The sequence below is a fragment of the Chloroflexia bacterium SDU3-3 genome, from assembly GCA_009268125.1.
Lineage (GTDB): Bacteria > Chloroflexota > Chloroflexia > Chloroflexales > Roseiflexaceae > SDU3-3.
In genome coordinates this window covers 61147-83043 of the sequence record WBOU01000014.1, presented here as the reverse complement: position 1 = coordinate 83043, position 21897 = coordinate 61147, and the positions used below count along the sequence as shown (strand labels likewise).

The window sequence follows — 21897 nt, the reverse complement described above, 5'->3', positions numbered from 1 at the left end:
TCCTATGCCATGTTTCTGGCGGCTGGTGTTCGTGCATATGGCCATCAAAACCCTAGCGACACCTTCGCCGCATGGGACAAGTGGGATGGGGCAGCAGGCTCTCCCCATTCCCTCTTTCGTCCCCTTCGTGCCTTCGCGCCTTCATGGTATTCGTTCCCTTGGTGTCTTGGTGTCTTGGTGGTAAACGAACCCCTCGTCGAACGAACCCCTAGTCGGCGGGCACTAGCTGCGGCTCGCCCAGCGGCTGGGCCGGGGCCACATCGGGCAGCTCGCGCTCCACGTTGCGCATGTGGGGGTTGGCGTAGCCCAGCCCAGTGACCACCAGCGCCAGCACGCCGAAGACGATAAACAGCAGCGCGATGCCGCGCCCTGGGCCTGCGCCGATCAGCGCGCCCACGCTGGGGGCCAGGCTGCCGCCCTGGGCCATCATCGGCTGGAACACATACTCGCTCAGCGGCCCGGCCAGCACATAGGCGGCCACGGCGGCGAACTGGATGACCCCGCTGGAGACCGCGAACATGCGGCCCTGCAGGTCGGCCTCGACCTTGCTGCGGATGATCGTGTCGTAGCAGCCCTGCACGAACGGCATGGAGAAGAAGAACACGAAGCAGGCGGCGGTGATCAGCACCGCATCCTGGCGCACGCCCATGAACACCATGCCCAGCGAGCCAGCCGCCATCGCCGCCGTCATGCCCCGGATCAGCCGCTTGGGGCCGCCCGTCACGCCCAGCACGATGCTGCCGATCAGCATGCCCGTGCCCGCGATCGACATGGTGAGGCCCAGCACCGCCGTGTCGGCAAACGAGAGCATCAGCGGCGCGGCCAGCACCGAGATAAAGGCCGTCATAAAGTTGCCGAAGGTCAGCACCGCGATCACGCTCAGCAGGCCGCTGCGCTGGCGCAGGTAGTGCCAGCACTGCGCGATCTCGCCCCAAATCGAGCCGCGCCCGGCGCTGCCCGCCTCGGTGGCGGCGGGGCGCGGGATGCGCACCGCCAGCAGGGCGAACATGGCGCAGAAGTAGGTGGCGAAATCCACCAGCACCACGCCCTTGATGCCCACCACGCCCACCAGCAGGCCCGCGATCACAGGCGAGATGATGTACTGCGCGCCGTTGCCGATCTGCATCAGGCCGCTGGCCTGCCCGAAGCGCTCGCGCGGCACCAGCAGCGTGGCCGCCACCTTGTAGGCGGGCTGCTGGAAGGCCCCGCACAGCGAGGCGATGCCCATAGCGATGTAGATATGCCAGACCTCCAGCGCGCTGCTCCAGAGCAGCGTGGCGATGGCCAGGGTGCAGAGCGCCGCGCCGGTGTCGGCCACGAACATCACCATCCGCCGATCCCAGCGGTCCACCAAGGCCCCGGCCAGCGGCGCGACCAGGATGCCCGGCAGCGTGGTGAACAGCGAGATCAGCGCGAACAAGGTGGCCGAGCCGGTGCTCTGGTAGACCCACACACCCAGCGCGAAGCCGGTGAGGCCGCTGCCGATGATCGAGACCAGCTCGCCCAGCCAGATGGTCATGAAGGCCCGCATGCCCTGGGCCGTCTTCTCCTGTGTCATTGTTGCCCCCCGCCCAAGACCTGCTTGGGCTGCGGCGCGAGCGCATCTGGCCCGTACCGCCGCAGAATCACGATAGCGCCCGCGATCACGCAGGCGTTCACCGCACCGGCCACCATCCCATCGGCCCCGGCCACCGCCGTGTCGAACGCGCCGTGCCACAGCGCGGGGATGAGGATGCTGCCGCCGGTGCTGTTGTAGAGCCACGTCATCACCACCGACCCGGCCAGGATGCTGATCAGGAAGGCGACCCACACCATGGGGTTGGCGGGCATGTTGTAGAAGAACGAGGGCACGTGCCAGAAGGCCCAGAGCAGGCCCAGCAGCAGCGTGGCGTGGTAGGCCCCGCGCCCCTGCTGCAGGCGGGGCAGCATGAAGCCGCGCCAGCCCAGCTCCTCGCACAGACCGAAGGTCAGCGTCCACAGCAGCCAGGTGCCCAGCCAGCCAAGCTGGGGCAGCTCGGTGGCGTAGCCGAAGCCCGCCAGCGCGGTGGTGTCGCCCCGGAACAGCGAGATGGCCGCGCCCGCCGCCAAGAAGCACGCGCCGGGGCTGAGCAGCGCGAAGGCCAGCCAGCCCCAGCCGCCCTGCCAGCTGGTGGCCCGCCGCGCCAGGTCGCGCAGCCCGGTGGGGCCGCGCGTGGCCCAGGTGACGCCTAGCGAGGCCGTGACCGGGCCAAGCGCGCCCAGCACATGCGCCCAGGCTGGCAGCTTCCAGCCCACCGCGCCCACGGCGGCCAGCGCCAGCGGGATGTGGAAGGCCCAGGTGACGGCGCAGGCCACCACGTAGAAGGCCAGCAGCGGATGCTTTTTGAGCATCTCCATAGTGCTGCCGCCCCACAGCGTTTGGTACCATGCGGGCGCACCCGCGTCAGACATTCGGCGCATAGCGTTCCTCTTTTCCCGTGGCGGCTAGGCCACCCCGGCCTCCTCCAGCACCGCCCCAACCTCCTGGGGCGTGCGCAGGAACCCGCTCTGGGTGAAGTAGTCTAGGTAGACGTGGAAGCGGGTCTCGTCGATCAGCGGGCAGGCGATGCCCGAGCCAGCCAGCCCGGCCAGCGTGTTGCTGGCGTCAAAGGGCAGGTCGCCCAGCTGCTGGCGGCTCAGATCCTGCGGCAGGAAGGGCACCAGCGCGAACGAGGCGTTCTGGTTCGAGCGCTCGGCGGCCACCTTCAGCCGCGCGCGCCAGGTCTCGTATGGCTCGCGGCGGATGGGGTAGCCGTAGCTCTGCGACCACTCGACGATCTCATCCAGGCGCGGCACCTTGGGGTTGGTCAGGTGGAAGACCTGGTTGAGCGACTCGGGCCGCAGCGAGAGGTGCACGATGGCCTCGCTCACGTAGTCCACCGGCACCATATCCATGGTCATGTCCTGGTTGAACACGCTCGACGCGTCGATGCAGGCGCGGATCATGCGCCACACGAAGTCGTTGGTCTGGCACGCGCCGGTGTGGCTGTGCCCGGCGATGCGGCTGGGGCGGTAGATCGCCACCGGGATGCCGCGCTCGCGGGCCAGCAGCAGCAGCCGCTCGGCCACCCACTTGCTCTGGCGGTAGCCGATGTGCATGGTCTCCACGTGCTCGGGGATATCGTCCTCGCGCATGGGGCCGCCGTCCTCGTGCTTGTCGCCAGGGCCAAAGACATAGAGCGTGGAGGTGAGGTGCACGGGCTTGAGCCGGATGCGGCTGGCCAGGCGCAGCACCTCCTGGGTGCCCAGCACGTTGGTGGGCTTGAGCGTGGTGTAGGGGTAGATGAAGCTGGTGATCGCACCGGCGTGGTAGATCACGTCGATCAGGTCGGCCAGCTCTAGGAAGCGCTCCTCGCTGAGGCCGAGCAGCGGCTGGGCCAGGTCGCCCACCACCGGAACGAGGCGGTGGCGCTGGGCCTCATCCCACAGGCCGTAGTGCTGAAGATTGGCAGCGATGCGGGCCAGGGCGTCCTGCTCGTCGCGGGCGCGGGCGTGGCAGTAGATGGTGGCGCTGGTGCGGCGCAGCAGCTCGGCCAGCAGGAACGCGCCCAGGTAGCCGGTGCCGCCGGTCAGGAAGATCCGGCGCGGGTCGCTGGTGTGCTCGGCGGGGCGCGCGCCCTCGGCGGTGATGCTGGGGTCGAGCACGGCCTCGGCCTTCACATACTCGGGGGCCTCGGCGATAAACGCGGTGTCGTCGCCGGTGCGCCGCACGATGTCGATGGCCTGCGCCATGCTCTCGATGGTGGGCGTCTCGAAGAAGATCCGCACCGGTAGCTCGATGCCCAGCACGTCGTACAGGCGCATCACCAGCTGGGTGGCCAGGATGGAGTGCCCGCCCAGGTGAAAGAAGTTGTCGCGCACGCCGATGCGGTCGAGTCCCAGCACCTCGCCCCACACGTCGGCCAGCTGGCCCTCCAGCGGGGTGCGCGGGGCCACATAGGCCACATCCATATCGGGGCGCGAACGGCGGCGGTAGGCCTGCACGGCCTCTAGCAGCTGCTCGCCGCGCTGGAAGCTGGCGAAGCGCTCGGCCACGGCCCGCGCGCCATCCTCGCCCAGCCGCGCGACGCGGGCCGCCAGGAAGCGGGCGGCGGGCGAGACCGCGCTGGGGCTAGGCGCGGGCAGATCCGCGCCGCAGCTGGATGGGGCCTGGCCCTGGGGGGCCAGCGCGGCCAGCTGGGCCGGGGTCAGCGTGGCGCTCGCGCCGCCCTCGGGGGCGGGCTGGCCGCCCACGGCCCGCACAAAGGCCCCGGCCACCGCGTTGCGCTCGGTGGGGCGGTGGAGCAGGCGCACCTGGGCGCAGCCGCGCTCGCTGGCGATCGTGGCCAGCCGTCGCAGCACCTCGTACTCCACATTGCGGCCCAGAACGCGGCAGTTCAGCAGGAAGGTCGCCACCTCCAGGGTGCCGCTCTCGGCCCGCAGCAGCAGCGCGCCCGCGTCGCCGTAGTCGCCCAGGCGGTCGCTGACGCGGATGAGCCAGCACTCGGCCCCCGGCTGGGCCAGGAAGGCATCGAGCGCGGGCTGGTCGTACTGCTCGCCAGTCAGGTGGAACTCGGATGTGTGGTGGGTCAGATGGACCACGTGGGCCAGCTCGTGTGGCTCGGCGGGGGCCACCTCCACCTTCAGCGCCAGCCGCGCCAGGAAGTCGGCCAGGCTGGGCTTGGCCGCGCGGGGCTGGGCGGCGGGGCTGGGCGCGGGCGCGGCGACGCGGGGCGGCATGTCCAGCACGGGGCTGGCCTGAAACGCGGCGAGCCACTCGGCGGCGTCCTCGGGCAGCTGCACCAGCGCCACCTCGGGGAACTGCGCGGCCACGGCGGTGGCGCAGGCCGCGCTGGCGGTGATCAGCACCACATCGGCCAGGGCCGTGCGGGTGTCCTCGGCCAGCGCGCGCAGCGCGGCGCAGGGGCGCGGGTCGGTCTGCCAGCCCACCAGGTGCTCGCGGCGCAGCAGCATCTCGCGGCGGGCCAGCACCTCGCGCAGCGAGGCCTTGGCGTAGTCGCCGCAGATCGCCAGGCGGTTGCCCGCCCGCCGCTGCTCCAGCAGGAAGGCCTGGATCTGGCGGTGCAGCTCGCCGGGGCCGCCCTCGGCCACATCCACGCCGCTGGGGCCAAGCTCGGCCAGCGAGCCGCCCCACAGCACATCGTCAGGCACGATCACCAGCAGGCGCGGGGCGGCGCGCTGGCTCAGGGCCAGCAGGCGGGCCATGCGCTGCCCGGCTAGGTGGAACACCTCTTCCGAGAAGGGGATGCGGGCCACCGCCTGCATGCGGCGGTTGTAGGCGCGGGCCGCGCCCACGGTGCGCACCAGATCCTCGGCATCCAGCAGCGCCACACCCTGCCGCCCGGCCAGCTGGCCGCGCAGCGACTCGCGCACGGCGGCGGCGGTGGCGGACACGGCGCGCGGGCTACCCGCGTCGCCCAGGCCCAGCGGGCGCAGCTCGGGCACGGCGGGCAGCACGAACAGCAGCCGCGCGCCCAGGCGGCTGGCCGCGCCCAGGCAGGCCTCCGCCAGCGCGGCGGCATCGTCGATCTGGGCCGCCGGGTCGCCATCCAGCGGCAGCTCGCCGCCCCACAGCTCCTCCAGGCGCGGCCACACCACCAGCAGGTCGGGGCCGAAGTGGGCCAGCTCGCTCTCGGCGCTCAGGCACTGCGGCACGATCTGGTTGTACGGGCCGACCCAGATCTCCGCCGGGGCCGCGTCCTCCAGCGCCACGCCCAGGTAGGGCGCGAGCGGCTGAGCGGTGAAGCTGGCCAGCACCGCCACGCGTAGCTGGGCGGGCCGCCCCGACCCCACGATCTGATCCCAGCGCATGCGCAGCCGCAGCCGCGCCGCCCCATCGGGCAAAGGTGTCGCACTCATTGTGCCGCTCCTACATCTGCCAGGCGAGCCTGCTCGACCTGGGCCTTCAGGGCCTTCATCCACTGCGCGGCCTCGTAGCCGTTGATCACCCGATGGTCGTAGGCTAGGCCCAGCGTCACAAAGCGCCGCCGCGCCACCGCGCCACCCTCGGCTAGGTACAGCTCCTCCTGCTCGGCCCCCAGCGACAGCATGGCCGCCTGATCGGGCAGGATGATCGGCAGCACAAACAGCGTGTCCGGCTCCACATTCAGCGAGATCGTGACCGCGCCGCCCGCCAGATCCTCGGGCTGGAAGGAGTTGCGCAGCGCCTTGATGCGGAAGTCCATCAGCGTGTCGGCGATCTCGGGCAGGCTGCGGGCGGCGGCGTCGCGCACCACGGGGATGAATAGGCCGCGCCCGCCGTCCATCGTCACGCCCACGTGCGCGCCCTCGGCGGGCAGGAAGCGGCCCGGCTCGGCCAGCCCGCCGTAGAGCAGCGGGAACTGTGGCTGGAGCAGGGCCACCTGCTGCACCAGCAGCTCGGTCAGGCCGATCATACAGTCGCTGCTGGCCGAGAGCTCGGCCAGGGCCGCTAGGGCGGCGTCGACGTAGACCTTCATGGCCAGAAAGGCGCGCGGGATGCTGTGGTACGAGCGGCTGACCACCTCGCCAATGCCGATCTGGCGCTTCGAGAGCGCGATGCCGCCCGCTGGCTGCGCGTCCTGCGCGCCGATCAGCGGCTCCACATCGGCCTTGGTCACGATCTTCTTGCCCAGCGCCAGCACCTGCGCCTCGGCGATGCCGTGCTGGTCCATCAGCTCGCGGGCGGCCTTGGTGATAGTGCAGGATGTAGCGGCCTGGGGCGCGGCGGGCTGGCCCTGGGCCAGGAAGGCGGCGCGCTCGGCCTCGTCGGCAAAGATATAGGCCGCCACATCGCCAAACGCCACCGCCGCGCCCTGCGCCACCGCCTGGTGCACGATGCCAGCCTGATCGGCGGCCAGCTCCACCGTGGCCTTGGTCGACTCGACCGAGGCGATCAGGTCGTCGGCGGCCACCTGCTGGCCATCTTTCACCAGCCAGCGCGAGAGCGTGTAGGTATCCTCGTTGTTGTTCACCAGCGGAACAAGCACCTTATACATGCAGAACCTCCGCCTTGATTGCGGCATAGATATCTTCGGCCTGGATGAGCACCTGGCGCTCCAGATGCGGCGCGCAGGGGATGATGCTGTCGTGCGAGCTGAGCTGCACCACGCGGTGCCGCAGCGCGCCCCACAGCCGCGCGTAGAGCTGGCTGGCCACCTCGCCGCCCCAGGTGCCGCCTGCGGTGCCCTCCTCGGCCACCAGCACCAGGCCGCTCGCGGCGGCCAGCGCCTCCAGCGGCGCGGGGTCGAAGGGGTAGAGCTGCAGCGGCACCACGATCTGGGCGATGATCTCATCCTCGATCAGCAGGGTCTTGGCGGCGCTGAGGCAGCGGGCCAGCATCCCGCCGGGGGCGATCATCAGCACGTCGCAGCTGTCGAAGCCATCGGGCGCGACCCGCACAAACGCGCCGCCCGGGCCGAATTTCTCGTAGGTGAACAGGTCGTCGACCGCGCCGCCCTGGTGCATCGGCTGGCTGTAGAGCACCTTGTCCTCGAACAAAATGCTGGGCGTGCCGAGCGAGAGCATGTGGCCCAGCAGCTCGCCGCAGTCGTGGAAGGGCGTCAGCTCGAACAGACGCAGGCCGGGCACGCCCAGAAAGTGCTTCTGCAGGTTCTGGCTGTGGGTGGGGCCGTAGGAGCGCCCGCCGCCCACCGGGCAGCGCACCACCATATTCATGGGCACGGGCCTGCCGTACATCGTGGCCGACTTGGTGGCGAAGTTGACGATCTGGTCGAAGCCCAGCGTGATGAAGTCGCCAAACATCATCTCGGCGATCGGCCTGTGGCCCGCCAGCGCCAGGCCCGCCGCCACGCCCACGATCGCGTTCTCGGCGATCGGCGTGTTCAGCACGCGGTCGGGGAAGCGGGTGGAGAGACCCCGGCTGGCCTTGAACGCGCCGCCGTAGGGGTCGCACACATCCTCGCCCAGCAGAAACACCTCGGGGTCGGCGGCCAGCAGCGTGTGCAGGCCACGGTTCAGGTTCTCGATCACGCGCTCGCTCATGCCTGCCTCCACACGCTGGGGCCGCGCGACTCGACATCGCGCACGGCCTGAGCGATCCGCTCGCGCTCCTGGGCGTCCAGCGCCGCGAACTGCGCGGGGAACTGCTCGCGGTAGGCGGCGGTCCAGTCGCGCTCGCGCAGGGCGTCTAGCTCGTGCGCGGGGCGGGTGTCGTCGCCCTTGCTGTGCGGCCCCAGCCGGTCGGTCTCGAACTCCACCACCAGCGGCTCGCTGTCGCGGCGCGCCGCGTCGACCAGCGGGGCCAGCTGGGCGCGGATGGCGCACACATCCTTGCTGGCCACGTGGGCGTAGGCCACGCCAAACGCCCTGGCCCGCCCGGCGATAGTGCCAGCCAGCTCGCACTCCAGCGGGGTGGAAAGCGCGATGCCGTTGTTCTCGGTCAGCACCACCAGCGGCAGGTGCCACAGCTTGGCGATATTCAGCGCCTCGTAGACGCCGCCCGCGCTCCAGCTGCCATCGCCGATGTAGACGGCGGCCAGATCGCCCTGGCCCGCCCGCTTGAGGTGCAGCGCCACCCCGGCGGCCACCGGCATGCTCTCGCCCTGCACCCCGCTGGAGAGGAAGCGGTCGCGGTAGATGTGCTGGCTGCCGCCCACGCCGCCGCACACCGCACCCTCGCGCCCCATGATCTCGGCCAGCAGCCCGGTCGGCTCCTCGAAGCGGGCCAGGTAGTGTCCGTGCCCACGGTGGTGGCTGAACACGTAGTCGCTGGGGCGCAGCAGGGTGCGCATGGCCACGGGCACGTATTCCTGGCCCAGGCAGGTGTGGGTGGTGCCGCTCAGCTTCCCGCGCGAGAACAGGTCGAGCAGGGCCTGCTCGAAGTGGCGGATGCGCAGCATCAAGGCCAGATCCTCGTCGGGCAGCTGCCCGAGGGCGGTCTGCGGCTCCCATAGCTCAAGCGTCGTGGTGAGGGTCATAGTGATTGCGCTCCTCTACAGCGCGCCCTTGGCCTGCAGCAGCGCGCGCGCGCCGCCCAGCGTCTTCAGCCCACGGATCTCGGCGCTGCTGAACGCGATGCCGAAGATCTCCTCCATCGCGCTGATCAGCTTCAGGTGGCCCAGGCTGTTCCAGGCCCGCACCGTGGCCGGGCACGAGTCGTCGCTCAGCGTCTCGGCGGGCACATTCAGCACGCTCGCGAATAGCTCCTCAAGGTTCATAGTTCGTTTCCCCTAGCCCTGCTGGGCGTCCTCGCGCAGCGCCCATAGCTCGCGGGCGATGCAGGTGCCCAGCACGGCGAAAAACTCGGTGGTGTACGGGATATGGCCCAGCTCGTCGCCGCGCGGGTCGTGGATGGCCTCCAGTGGGTAGCGCGCCAGCATCTGCTGGTGGTGCAGGTGGCGCACGCCCGGCAGCTGGCCGCACTGCGCGGCGATCTGGGCATCCAGCCGCGCCAGCAGCTCGGCCCGGCCCGGCTGGGCCGCGAAGGCCTCGGAGGGCGGGCAGACGCACACCAGGCATGGCGCGTCGGCGGCCTCGCGGGCAGCGGCCAGCGCATCCACAAAGTCGGCCACGTTCTGGGCCAGCTGGGCCTGCAGCTCGGCCTCGCCGCCCTGGATGTGCTGCACCCAGTCCTCTAGCCGCAGCACCACGACGCCCACGCCCTCGCGGCTGGCGGCCAGCATGCCCTGCGGGTCGAGCAGCTGCTGGAACACCTGGCTGTAGGGCGCGAAGCGGATGCGCGCGGGCACGTGCAGCTCGTCCATCCAGAACTCCAGCGAGTCGGCCAGCGGCTCGGCGGTGAAGGCCGAGACCACCACCACATCCAGCTTCTGGGCGGGGATGGCGGCCATCAGCGCCGAGATCGGCTGGTCGGGCGCGGCGGCGGCCTGGGCGATCAGCTCCTGCAGGTGGGCGGCCAGCTGGGCCACGGTGGCCTCGTCGAACAGGTCGGTGTTGTACTCGAAGTAGCCCTGCACGCCGTCCTCTAGCTCGCTCAGGTACAGCGAGAGATCGAACTGGGCGGTGCCGCTGTGCAGCGGCAGCGGGCGCAGCGTCAGGCCTGGCAGCTCAACCTGAGCGGCGGCGGCCTCGGTGTAGACCAGCAGGGCCTGGAACAGCGGCGAGAAGCTGGGGCTGCGCTCCGGCTCGACGGCTTCGACCACGCGCTCGAAGGGCACATCCTGGTTGGCGTAGGCCGCCAGCGCGGTGGCGCGCACCTGGCCCAGCAGCGCGCGGAAGCTGGGGTCGCCCGCCAGGCGCACGCGCAGCACCAGCGTGTTGATGAACAAGCCCACCAGGCCCTCTAGCTCGGGCAGCGTGCGGTTGGCGATCGGCGTGCCCACGCAGATATCGTCCTGCCCGCTGTAGCGGGCCAGGGCCAGATCGAGCGCGGCCAGCACCGCCATGAACATGGTCGCGCCCTCGGCGTCGCACACGGCGCGCAGCGCGTCGGCGGCGGCGCGGGGCAGGCGGAAGGGCGCCGTCGCGCCGGTGTAGGTCTGGGCGGCGGGGCGCGGCCGGTCGTAGGGCAGCGCTAGCAGCGCGGGGGCATCGGCCAGCTGCTCGCGCCAGTAGGCCAGCTGCCGCTGCACGGGCGAGCCGCCCGCCGCGTCGGCATCCAGCCAGGCCCGCTGCCACACCGCGAAGTCGACGTACTGGATGGGCAGCTCGGGCAGGCTGGCCTCGCGGCCCTGGGTGAAGGCGGTGTAGAGCGCGGCCAGCTCGCGCATGGCCACGCCGATCGACCAGCCGTCGGAGATGATGTGGTGCATGGTGATGATCAGGGTGTGCTCCTGATCGCCCGTTTGCAGCAGCAGGGTGCGCCACAGCGGCCCCGCGCCCAGGTCGAAGTGGTGCGCGGCCTCCTCGGCGGCCACCCGCGCGGTCTCGGCGGCGCGCTGCGCGGCGGGCAGGCCGCGCAGGTCGATGGTGGGCAGGGCGGCCCCGCCCACCGGCGCGTCGGCCACCACCTGGGCGGGCTGGCCATCCACCACGCGGAAGGTGGTGCGCAGCGCCTCGTGCCGCTGGGCGATGGCGGCCAGCGCGCGCTCGAACGCGGCCACATCCAGCGCGCCCGTGATCTGGATGGCCTGCGGGACGTTGTAGATCGCCCCCGGCATCAGCTGCTCCATAAACCACTGGCGCTGCTGCGTGAACGAGAGCGGGAAGCTCGCCGCCTCGCGGGCGATGCGCGGGATGCTGGTGCTCGGTGCCTTCTGCTTCTTCAGGCGCTGGAGCAGCAGCGCCAGCTTCTCCGGCGGCAGCTCGGCGATCCGGTCTGCGACTGTGGTCATTGCGCGCCCCCTAGCGTATGCGCGGTCGTCGGTGTTCGGTAGACAGAGAATGAGACTGCTAGCCCCTCACGCCCGCTGGAATCTTTCGTTGTGCCATACATAGATGTGTGAAGATGACACATAGCTCGCTCTTCCCATCGTTATTCTGCATATACCGACATCTTCTAGGCCGAATGAATGAGTCAAGCAATTCTTTCATGAAAACAGACAAAGACGAATACTATTGGCGATCATGAAAGAATCTGACGGACCGCTCATATTCTCAGCAAGATGCCTTTTTTCTGGCATAGTGGAGCTAGCAGGTTGAATATATCAGTCCTACTTCTCGGCGATGATCATCATGTCCTCGGACTCGTCGGTCAGCGGCGTACGGTCCCACGAGCCGTAGGCTGTGACGGTGCGGAAGCCGACCTCGTGGCACCAGCCGGTGAACTCCTCGTTGGTGTAGACCCGCACCGAGTAGGGCGTCAGATCCTGGATGCTGTTGTCGGGGCGGATGATCGTCCAGGTGCCCTCGATGCGCTTGGTGGTCGGCTCGTAGCGGTCGATGATCTCAAGCACGTTGCCGTTGGGCAGGTTGCGGCGCTCCTGCGACTTGTACTTACCGCTGATGATGCGCGGGATGTTCACGTCGGTGTGCATCAGGAACTTGCCGCCCGGCTTCAGGGCGTTGTAGAAGTTGCGCAGCACCTGGATGTTCTCCTCGTCGGTGTCGAAGAAGCCGAACGAGTAGAACATGTTGATCACGGCGTCGAAGTGGTTCTGGAAGTAGAGGAAGCGCATGTCGTTCTTGATGAACTGCACGTTCGAGAGATCGCCGCGCTTCTGGGTGGCCACAAACAGCTCCTCGCCGTTGATGTCCGCGCCGATCACATTCATGCCGTGGCGGCCCAGGCCGATCGAGTGGCGGCCATAGCCGCTGGGGCAATCCAGCACGTGCTGGCCGGGCTGCAGCTGCAGCAGGTTGATGATGCCGCGCACCTCGCTCTCGGTGCGCTCCTCCAGGGTCATCGGCGCATCCAGGTAGCCCTCCACCGAGTTATCGCCCTCCATGTAGCCGCGCCCGAAAAAGCCCGCGCCCTCTTCCCACCACTGCTTCTCGTAGGTTGTTGTCGCCGTCATTGCTGTGTTCTCCCTTGATGATGCTGATACACGTATGCCGATCCGCGCTTCAAGGCGCGGGAAGAAAACCCACGCGTCATCCTGGGGCCGCGCGCGGCGGCCCCGGCCAACCAAGGCCTACGCCCCCTCGCGCCCAGCGAGCAGCAGCTCGGCCTCCTCATCGGAAAGATTCTCCAGCTCGCTCAGCAGCTCGTCGAGCGTGGCACCATCCACCTGCTCGGCGATCTGCTGGGCGGCCTCCTCGCTCAGCGCCCCGGCGGATGCCAGCGCCACCTGGGCCTCGATCTGCGGCAGCAGGCGGGCGGCCAGCTGCGCCACCCCGAAGCCCTGCAGCAGCTCCACCACCGCGACCGTCACATTCAGCGTGAGGTCGATGCGGTTCTTCAGCTCGATGGCCATCATCGAGTTCATCCCCAGCGCGCTCAGCGGCTGCTGCACATCCAGCTTGGCGCGGTCGAGCCGCAGCACCCTGGCGGCCAAATCGCGCAGCTGCTCCTCCACCAGGGCCAGCCGCTCCGGCCCCTCGGCCTGGGCGATGCGCTGGGCCAGGCTCTGCTCGCCAGCGTCGTCAGCCTCGGCATTGGCCTGCTGGGCCAGGTGGGCGAACAGCGGCGGGTGCTGCGGGTAGTATTCCAGCACCGTCGGCCAGGTAGCCATCAGCACCGAGGCCTGGGCCACGGGCTGTCCCAGCAGGCGACCCAGCGCGCTCATGCCATCCTCGGGGGCGATCGGGGCCATGCCGCGCCGCTCGTAGTGCTCGATCAGGTTGAGGTCGCGCACCATACCCACGGCCCACGGCCCCCAGTTGATGCTGAGCGCCGGAAGGCCCTGCGCCCGCCGGTGCTGGGCCAGCGAGTCGAGGAAGGCGTTGCCCGCCGCGTAGTTGGCCTGCCCGGTCGAGACCACCTGCGAGGCCACCGACGAGAACAGCACGAAGAAGTCGAGCGGGGTGTCGCGCAGGCAGCGGTGCAGCGCCCAGCCGCCCAGCACCTTGGGCCGCAGCACATCGGTGAATGAGGCCGCGTCCATCTGCATCAGGATCTGGTCGCGCACGATGCCCGCCGAGTGGATGACGCCGCGCACGGCGGGCCAGCCCTCGCGGCGGAACTGGGCCAGGTAGCCCGCCAGCTCGGCCTCGTCGGCCACATCCACCTGGGCCAGGTGCACGCTGGCCCCGCCCGCCTCCAGCGAGCGGATGAGCGCCACGCGCTCGGCGGCGGGGCTGCTGGGGGCAAGGTCGGCCCACTCGGCGCGGGGAGGCAGCGCGCTGCGCCCGGCCAGGATGAGCCGCCGCGCGCCGCGCTCGACCATCCAGCGCGCCACCAGCTGGCCCAGCGCGCCAAACGCGCCGGTGATCAGGTAGCTGGCGTCGGGCCGGAAGTGGGCGGGCAGCGCGGGGGTGAGCGCCGCGCTGTGCTCCAGCCGGGCCACGTAGCGCTGGCCAGCCCGGAAGGCGATCTGGTCCTCGCCTGCCGGGGTCAGCAGCTCGTCGGCCAGCGCGGCGGCCTCGCCTGCGGGTGTCGCGGGGTCGAGATCCACCGCGCCGCCCCAGAAGCCCACCAGCTCCTGGTAGCCGATCACGCGCCCGATGCCCCAGAGCGGGGCCTGGGCCACGGCTAGCTGGGGCTCGCCGCGCACCGCCTGCGCGCCGCGCGTCACCACCCAGATCTTGGGGGCCACGCCCGCCTCGATCAGGGCCTGGGTCAGCAGCAGCAGCGCCAGGCTGCCGCGCCGCTGCGCCGCATCCAGCTCGGCGGGGGCCAGCTCCTCGCCCTGCTGGTCGGCCAGCGCCCACATATGGGCCACGCCGCCCAGCAGCGGCAGCCCGGCGGCCCGCAGGTCGCCCAGCAGGCGGCTGAACTCTGCCTTCTCACTTGGGTTCAGCACATACCGCGCGCCCGGCTCGATCTCCTGGTAGGCCGCGCCATCGGCCACCAGCACGCAGCGCTGACCGCGCTCGGCCAGCTCGGCGGCCAGCGCCTCGGCCTCGGGGCGGTTGGCCAGCACCAGCCACGCGCCCGCCTGGGCGGCGGCGGCCTGTCCGCGCTCCTGGGGCAGCCACACCGGCTCGTAGAAGGTGCGCTCCAGCGCGTCGGCGGCCATCCCGCCCTGCGCTCGATCCAGCGCCTGGGCGCGGAACCCGCTGATCTCGGCGATCAGCTCGCCCGCCGCATCCACCAGCACGATGTCGCCGCGCAGCAGCTGCGGCGTGCGCTCGACCACCCTGGCGTAGCCCCACAGCTCGCCCTCGGCGGGCCGCGCCACGCGGATGCGGTCGATGCCCACCGGCAGGTACACGCCCGAGCGGTCCGCGCCCGCGTCGGGGTTGACCGCAATCAGCACCTGGAAGCAGGCATCGAGGATGACCGGGTGCAGGTGGTAGCCGCCCAGCGCGTCCGCATCTACCGTTGGGCAGATCTCGGCCAGCGCCTCGCCCTGGCCGCGCCACAGCCGCGCGATGCCCTGGAACTTCGGCCCGTAGGTGAAGCCCTGGGCCGCGAACTGCGCGTAGCAGGCCTCGCCCGCCAGCGCCTCGGCGCAGCGCGCCCGGATGCCATCCAGGGCCAGCGCCGCGCTCGGCAGCTCCTGGCGCTGGCGCAACCGCCCCTCGGCGTGCAGCGTCCAGCCCTGGGCGGGCTGCTGGCGACTGAACACGCTAAAACGCGCCGTGGCCGCATCCAGCTGCACCTGCACCTGCGGCGTCGCGCCATCGGGCAGGAACAGCGCCTTGCGGAAGGCCACATCCTCAACCGCCAGATCCGACGCGCCAAACGCCAGCCGACCAGCGGCCAGACCCATCTCCACATAGCCAGCGCCGGGGTAGAGCACCGCGCCCTGGATGCAGTGGTCATCGAGATACGCCAGCGCGCGGCGGTTGATCTCCTGCTCCCATGTGGGGGTGGGCAGCGCCAGTGGGCGGCCCAGCAGCGGGTGATCCTGGTAGCCCAGGCGGATCTGCGCCGCCGCCTCAGACTCGTTCCAGTAGCGCTCGCGCTGCCAGGCGTAGGCCGGCAGCGTGGTATAGGCAGCGCCGGGGTAGAGCGCATCCCAGGCCACCGGAAGGCCCAGCGTGTACAGCGCGCCCAGCGAGCCAAGCATCACCGCCTGCTCCTCTTCGTTGCGGCGGATGGATGGCAGCACGCTGCCGGTGGCCTGCCGATGCGCCAGGCACTCCATGATCGACCCGGCCAGCACGGGGTGCGGGCTAAGCTCAAGGAACAGGTCGTAGCCCTCGCCGATCAGCACATCGGCGGCGGCGGCGAAGCGCACCGACTCGCGCACGTTGTGCCACCAGTACTCGGCGTTCAGCTCGCGGCCATCGGCGCGCTGGCCGGTGGCGGTAGAGTAAAGCGGCACGCGGGCCTGGCTCAGCGCGATATCGCCCAGCGCGGCCAGCAGATCCTCGCGGATGACCTCCATGTAGTGGCTGTGGTAGGGCACCTCCACCCGCAGGTAGCGGCAGAACACCTGGCGCGCCTGCAGCGGGGCGATAAACTCCTCCAGCGTGGCCGTGTCGCCCACCAGCGTCACCGCCGAGGGGCTATTCACCGCCGCGATCGAGATACGATTCTCGTAGCCCTTCAGCAGCTCCAGCGCCTCCTGGTGCGAGATGCCGACAGCCACCATCTTGCCCTGGCCGGTGGTGCGGTGCTGCAGGCGGCTGCGGTGGTAGATCACGCGCACCGCCTCCTCAAGGCTCATCACGCCCGCCGCGTAGAAGGCCGCCGCCTCACCAGCGCTATGGCCCACGATCGCATCCGGCTCGACGCCCCACGAGCGCCATAGCTCGAACAGGCCGACCTGCAGGGCGAAGTTGGCGGGCTGGGCAATCTGGGTCTCGTTCATCCGCGATGCGGACTCGTCCGCCGCCAGCTCGGCCAGCAGCGACCAGTCGGCGTGCTGGCTCAGCAGCGCGTCGCAGCGCTCGACCGCCGCGCGGAACACCGGCTCCTGGGCCAGCAGCTGGCGGCCCATCGCCCACCACTGCGGCCCCATCCCCGAGAACACGAAGGCCAGCCGAGGCCGCCTGCCCGCCAGGGCGCGGCCCGCCGTCAGCCCCGGGCGCGACTCGCCCGCCGCAAAGGCCCGCAGGTGCTCGGCCAGCTCGGCGGGGCTGTGGCCCACCGCCGTCACACGGTGGTCGTGCTGGCCACGCCGCAGCGCCGTGGTGGCGCACACCGCGTCGAGCGCGGCCTCGGGCTGCTGCTCAAGCATGTCGGCGTAGGCCAGCGCGGTGGCCTCCAGCGCATCCTGGCCGCGCGCCGAGAGCGCCAGCAGGTGCGGGCGCTGCTGGCCCGCACCCGTGGCGAAGGCGTGGCGCACCGCGCCCTCGGGGGCCTCCTCTAGCACGGCGTGGCCGTTGGTGCCACCGAAGCCAAACGAGTTCACGCCCGCCAGCGCGGGGCCGCTGTGCGCGGGCCACGGCTCAAGCGCCTGGGGAACCCGCAGCCGCAGCGCGTCGAAGGCGATGGCAGGGTTGGGGCTGATCAGGTGCAGATGCGGCGGGATGGCCCGGTGGTGCAGGGCCAGCGCGGCCTTGATCAGGCCCGCCACGCCCGCCGCCGCCTCCAGGTGGCCGATGTTGGTCTTCACCGAGCCGATCACACAGCACTCACCCTCGGGCCGATCCTCGGCCAGCGCCGTGCCCAGCGCGTTGGCCTCAATCGGGTCGCCCACCGGCGTGCCGGTGCCGTGCGCCTCGACGTACTGCAGCTGCCAGGGGGCCACGCCCGCCTGGCGGCAGGCCTCGCGCAGCAGGGCCTGCTGGGCATCGCCGTTGGGCACCGTGATGCCCTGGGTGTGGCCATCCTGGTTCACCGCCGTGCCGCGAATAAGCGCGTAGATCGGGTCGCCGTCGGCCAGGGCCTGGGCCAGCGGCTTCAGCACCAGCACGCCCGCACCCTCGCCGCGCGCGTAGCCATTGGCCCGCGAGTCAAAGGTCTTGCAGCGGCCATCGGGCGAGAGGAAGCCGCCCTTCGACTCGGCGATGGTGTACTCGGGCGTGGTCATCACATTCACGCCGCCTGCAAGCGCCAGCGAGCACTCGCCGCGCCAGAGGCTCTGGCAGGCCAGGTGCACCGCCACCATCGAGGACGAGCAGGCCGTGTCCACCGACATGCTCGGGCCGCGCAGGTCGTAGGCATAGGAGAGCCGATTGGAGACCATGGTCATCATGCTGCCGGTCGCAGTGTGCGAGTCGATCAGGTCGCGGCTGCCCGCACTGAACTGGATGACCTTGTAGTCGAGCGTGAAGGCTCCTACAAACACGCCGGTGTTGCTGCCCGCCAGCCGCTCGGGCGCGAGGCCCGCATCCTCCAGCGCCTCCCACGAGACCTCCAGCAGCAGGCGCTGCTGCGGGTCGAGGCAGTCGGCCTCGCGCGGCGAGATGCCGAAGAACGGCGCGTCGAAGCGATCCACTTGGTCGAGAAAGCCGCCGTGAAAGGTCTTCAGCTTCCCTGGCTTGGCCGGATCGGGGTCGTAAAACGAACGAATGTCCCAGCGGTCGGCTGGGACATCCGAGGTTGCGTCTTGGCCACTGGCTAGTAGGTCCCAAAACGATAGCGGCCCAACAACACCACCCGGTAGGCGGCAGCCAATGCCGATGATCGCGATCGGCTCGCGGCGCAGGGGCATAGCTTCGCTGGCGCTCGCACCAGAAGCGACGGTTGGCAGTTGTTGCGCGCTCGAAAGATCTGGATGTTCGCCATGTACGGCCATACATTCCTCGCTCAACAGTGTTAGATACGTTCGTATCGCTGGTATCAAAACAGCAAAAAGCTAGACCCAGGGTCATTTCTATGGGTAATGAAAGAGAAATCTTAATTTTAGAATGGTCTATTGCAGTTGCGTTATTAGCTCATCTCTATGCTGCTTGAAGATATCTCTCTTAACCGGTATGAATCTATATGCGTGTGTGCTACGAAATGCGAATCACACCTCATATTCAAAGAATCACGCACTTACCCGATTAATTTATTATTCTTCTAAAAACTACACCGTTTTACCTACCGTATTGCCTCCAATGACGCGGTAATTTGTAGTTTTTCGCACAATCATCTGTATCTGAACTTAGTTGCTTGCGGGACACAGGAAGCATACCACCCCACCTGACATTTAAAAAGGGAAAACTAACAACTATCGGTTAATTCAAAGCAACTTATAATGCTTTCATGAAACCTATTATCAAAAAATTCTAATAAGAATGCGAGGTTGGATTCATATTCATGGATAGAAACCTCAGCTTATTTATTCCTTTTGACATGATATTTCAATGGTTAGAGCCAATACACACCCGCTATGCAATGAATACCATACTATAAATATGACCTCATATCTCATATTTTTTCAGAAAATAAAGCGGGTATAGATAACAAAACCTTTTGAAAATTACGAGTATCAAAGTATTACGCTTTTCTAATGGCTACTATCACCTATCTCATGCTTTCTACCGCATCTAACGAGCCTGCCATGCATTCATCGAGGTGCTAGGCGGAAAATCACCCATATCAGGCCCACTGATTATCGCCCAGCATGCGCAGCACCAGGGCAGCCGTGCGCGCTAAAAGTAAAGAACCCGTTATAGTTACACGCCATCGGTAACGGCAGCCGTGACGCTTTCGTGACGAACAGTCACTAAACTAGCCCCACTGTCTAGTAATCGCGTGGCACCATCACTCTGGCACCAGCGCAGATGGCTCGACACGTTCCGCATTTATTAAGGAGTAGCTATGGGATCGCAGCGACTTCGATGGCGAGCTGTGGGTGCCGTGCTGGCACTGTCCATGCTCAACATTGGCGCTTCTACTAGCGCGCTGGCGCAATCGTCAGTCAGCTGTAGCGTCAGTTACACCCTCACCAACCAGTGGAACACCGGGTTCCAGGCCGACGTCAAGATCACCAACACCGGCACCAGCTCGATCAGCGGCTGGACGCTCGGCTGGAGCTTTGCCAACGGGCAGACCGTCACCCAGGCGTGGAACGCCACGGTGGTGCAGAGCGGCGCGAACGTCAGCGCCAAGAGCGTCGGCTGGAACGATGTTATCGCAGCAAACGGCTCGCAGAGCTTTGGCTTTACCGGTGGCTGGAGCGGCAGCAACAGCATCCCCACCAGCTTCACCGTGAACGGCGTCACCTGCGGCGGCGGCACCACGCCAACCAGCACGCCAACCACCGCGCCGACCAACACGCCCGTGACCAGCACGCCCGTGACGCCGACGGCGACCAGGACCGCCACGCCTGTCACCAGCACGCCCGTGACGCCCACCGCGACCAGGACCGCCACGCCCGTGACCAGCACGCCCGTGACCAGCACGCCCGTGACCAGCACGCCCGTGACCAGCACGCCCGTGACGCCGACGGCGATCCCCGGCGCGCATGTGGACAACCCCTTCGTGGGCGTGGAGTGGTACATCAACCCCGACTACGCCGCCGAGGTCCAGGCCGAGGCCGCCGCAACCGGCGGCACGCTGGGCAGCCAGATGGCGCAGGTGGCCAACTACCAGACCGCGATCTGGCTTGACCGCATCGCCGCCGTCACCGGTGGCCCAGGCGTCAACCGCACCCTTGAGCAGTTCCTCGACGATGCCGCCGCCAAGCAGTCCGGCTCCACGCCCATGCTCGTCACCATCGTCGTCTACGACCTGCCCAACCGCGACTGCTCCGCCCTCGCCTCCAACGGCGAGCTCCTGATCAGCGCCGACGGCCTCAACCGCTACAAGACCGAGTACATCGACCGCATCGCCTCCATCCTCAACCAGTCGAAGTACCAGAACCTGCGCATCGCCGCCATCATCGAGCCCGACTCCCTGCCCAACCTCATCACCAACCTTGGCATCGCCAAGTGCGCTGAGGCCAACAGCTCGGGCGCCTATGTCCAGGGCGTCCAGTATGCCCTCAACAAGCTCCACGCCATCAGCAACGTCTACACCTACATCGACGTCGCCCACTCCGGCTGGCTTGGCTGGGACAGCAACTTCGGCCCCTTCGTCACCCTGATGCAGACCGTCGCCCAGGGCACCACCGCTGGCTACAGCAGCATCGACGGCTTCATCTCCAACACCGCCAACTACACCCCGGCCACCGAGCCGCTCATGACCGCCACCCAGCAGGTCGGCAACCAGCCTGTCCGCTCGGCCAACTTCTACCAGTGGAACAACTACATCGACGAGATCTCTTACAACCAGGCCCTCTACAGCGCCCTGGTCGCCAAGGGCTTCCCGTCCACCATCGGTATGATCGTCGACACCTCCCGCAACGGCTGGGGTGGCGCCGCCCGACCCACCGCCGCCTCGACCTCGAGCGCGCTTGAGACCTTTGTCAACGCCACCAAGATCGACCGCCGCGTCCACCGTGGCAACTGGTGCAACCAGAACGGCGCGGGCATCGGCGCGCGGCCCCAGGCCGCACCCCTCGCCCACTTCGACGCCTTCCTCTGGATCAAGCCTCCGGGCGAGTCCGACGGCGCCAGCCAGGCCATCGACAACAACGAAGGCAAGGGCTTCGACCGCATGTGCGACCCGACCTACACCGGCAACTCGCTCAACGGCAACAACCTCACCAACGCCCTGCCCAACGCCCCGCTCGCCGGCAAGTGGTTCGCCGCCCAGTTCAAGATGCTGGTCGAGAACGCCTACCCTGCCCTGCCGACCACGCCCGTGACCAGCACGCCCGTGACCGCCACCCCGGTGACGCCGACGGCGACCAGGACCGCCACGCCTGTCACCAGCACCCCGGTGACGCCGACGGCGACCAGGACCGCAACGCCCGTGACCAGCACGCCCGTGACCAGCACGCCCGTGACCAGCACGCCCGTGACCGCCACCCCGGTGACACCGACGGCGATCCCCGGCGCGCATGTGGACAACCCCTTCGTAGGCGTAGAGTGGTACATCAACCCCGACTACGCCGCCGAGGTCCAGGCCGAGGCCGCCGCAACTGGCGGCACCCTTGGCTCAAAGATGGCGCAGGTAGCGAACTACCAGACCGCGATCTGGCTTGACCGCATCGCCGCCGTCACCGGTGGCCCAGGCGTCAACCGCACCCTTGAGCAGTTCCTCGACGATGCCGCCGCCAAGCAGTCCGGCTCCACGCCCATGCTCGTCACCATCGTCGTCTACGACCTGCCCAACCGCGACTGCTCCGCCCTCGCCTCCAACGGCGAGCTCCTGATCAGCGCCGACGGCCTCAACCGCTACAAGACCGAGTACATCGACCGCATCGCCTCCATCCTCAACCAGTCGAAGTACCAGAACCTGCGCATCGCCGCCATCATCGAGCCCGACTCCCTGCCCAACCTCATCACCAACCTTGGCATCGCCAAGTGCGCTGAGGCCAACAGCTCGGGCGCCTATGTCCAGGGCGTCCAGTATGCCCTCAACAAGCTCCACGCCATCAGCAACGTCTACACCTACATCGACGTCGCCCACTCCGGCTGGCTTGGCTGGGACAGCAACTTCGGCCCCTTCGTCACCCTGATGCAGACCGTCGCCCAGGGCACCACCGCTGGCTACAGCAGCATCGACGG

The 21897-nt window shown here is 68.7% G+C and carries 10 protein-coding genes and 1 pseudogene; 1 reads left to right on the top strand and 10 read right to left on the bottom strand.

What is annotated here, in order from left to right:
• Positions 1-208: 208 nt before the first annotated feature.
• The 10 genes from F8S13_20340 to F8S13_20295 all read right to left on the bottom strand — a co-directional run bounded on the left by F8S13_20340 (position 209) and on the right by F8S13_20295 (position 18008).
• The gene (locus F8S13_20340) at positions 209-1558 is read right to left on the bottom strand and encodes an MFS transporter (protein KAB8141156.1); all 1350 of its coding nucleotides are present in this window, start codon (positions 1556-1558) and stop codon (positions 209-211) included.
• Positions 1555-2439 carry a CPBP family intramembrane metalloprotease gene (locus tag F8S13_20335; GenBank protein ID KAB8141155.1) on the bottom strand — a complete coding sequence of 295 codons (885 nt, stop codon included), beginning with the start codon at positions 2437-2439 and terminating at the stop codon, positions 1555-1557. Before F8S13_20335 ends, F8S13_20340 begins: the two co-directional genes overlap by 4 nt.
• A 24-nt stretch (positions 2440-2463) precedes the next feature.
• A complete protein-coding gene (locus F8S13_20330; GenBank protein ID KAB8141154.1) occupies positions 2464-5877 on the bottom strand; it encodes an NAD-dependent epimerase/dehydratase family protein in 3414 nt (1137 codons plus the stop codon).
• Complete coding sequence (locus tag F8S13_20325; GenBank protein ID KAB8141153.1) at positions 5874-7022, bottom strand: dehydrogenase; 1149 nt, start codon at positions 7020-7022, stop codon at positions 5874-5876. Before F8S13_20325 ends, F8S13_20330 begins: the two co-directional genes overlap by 4 nt.
• Complete coding sequence (locus tag F8S13_20320) at positions 6988-8001, bottom strand: alpha-ketoacid dehydrogenase subunit beta (GenBank protein ID KAB8141152.1); 1014 nt, start codon at positions 7999-8001, stop codon at positions 6988-6990. Before F8S13_20320 ends, F8S13_20325 begins: the two co-directional genes overlap by 35 nt.
• Positions 7998-8936 (bottom strand): thiamine pyrophosphate-dependent dehydrogenase E1 component subunit alpha, encoded by a 939-nt coding sequence (locus F8S13_20315; protein KAB8141151.1) that lies wholly within the window; start codon positions 8934-8936, stop codon positions 7998-8000. The genes F8S13_20320 and F8S13_20315 overlap by 4 nt, the downstream gene beginning before the upstream one ends.
• A gap of 15 nt (positions 8937-8951) precedes the next feature.
• A complete protein-coding gene (locus tag F8S13_20310) occupies positions 8952-9176 on the bottom strand; it encodes an acyl carrier protein (protein ID KAB8141150.1) in 225 nt (74 codons plus the stop codon).
• Between the two features lie 12 nt (positions 9177-9188).
• A complete protein-coding gene (locus F8S13_20305) occupies positions 9189-11252 on the bottom strand; it encodes a hypothetical protein (protein ID KAB8141149.1) in 2064 nt (687 codons plus the stop codon).
• 318 nt (positions 11253-11570) lie between these two features.
• A complete protein-coding gene (locus tag F8S13_20300) occupies positions 11571-12374 on the bottom strand; it encodes a class I SAM-dependent methyltransferase (protein KAB8141148.1) in 804 nt (267 codons plus the stop codon).
• 117 nt (positions 12375-12491) lie between these two features.
• Complete coding sequence (locus tag F8S13_20295; GenBank protein KAB8141147.1) at positions 12492-18008, bottom strand: type I polyketide synthase; 5517 nt, start codon at positions 18006-18008, stop codon at positions 12492-12494.
• Positions 18009-19102: 1094 nt separating this feature from the next.
• Here F8S13_20295 and F8S13_20290 point away from each other — a divergent pair.
• A pseudogene (locus F8S13_20290) lies at positions 19103-21016 on the top strand (cellulose 1,4-beta-cellobiosidase).
• The last annotated feature ends 881 nt before the right edge of the window (positions 21017-21897 follow it).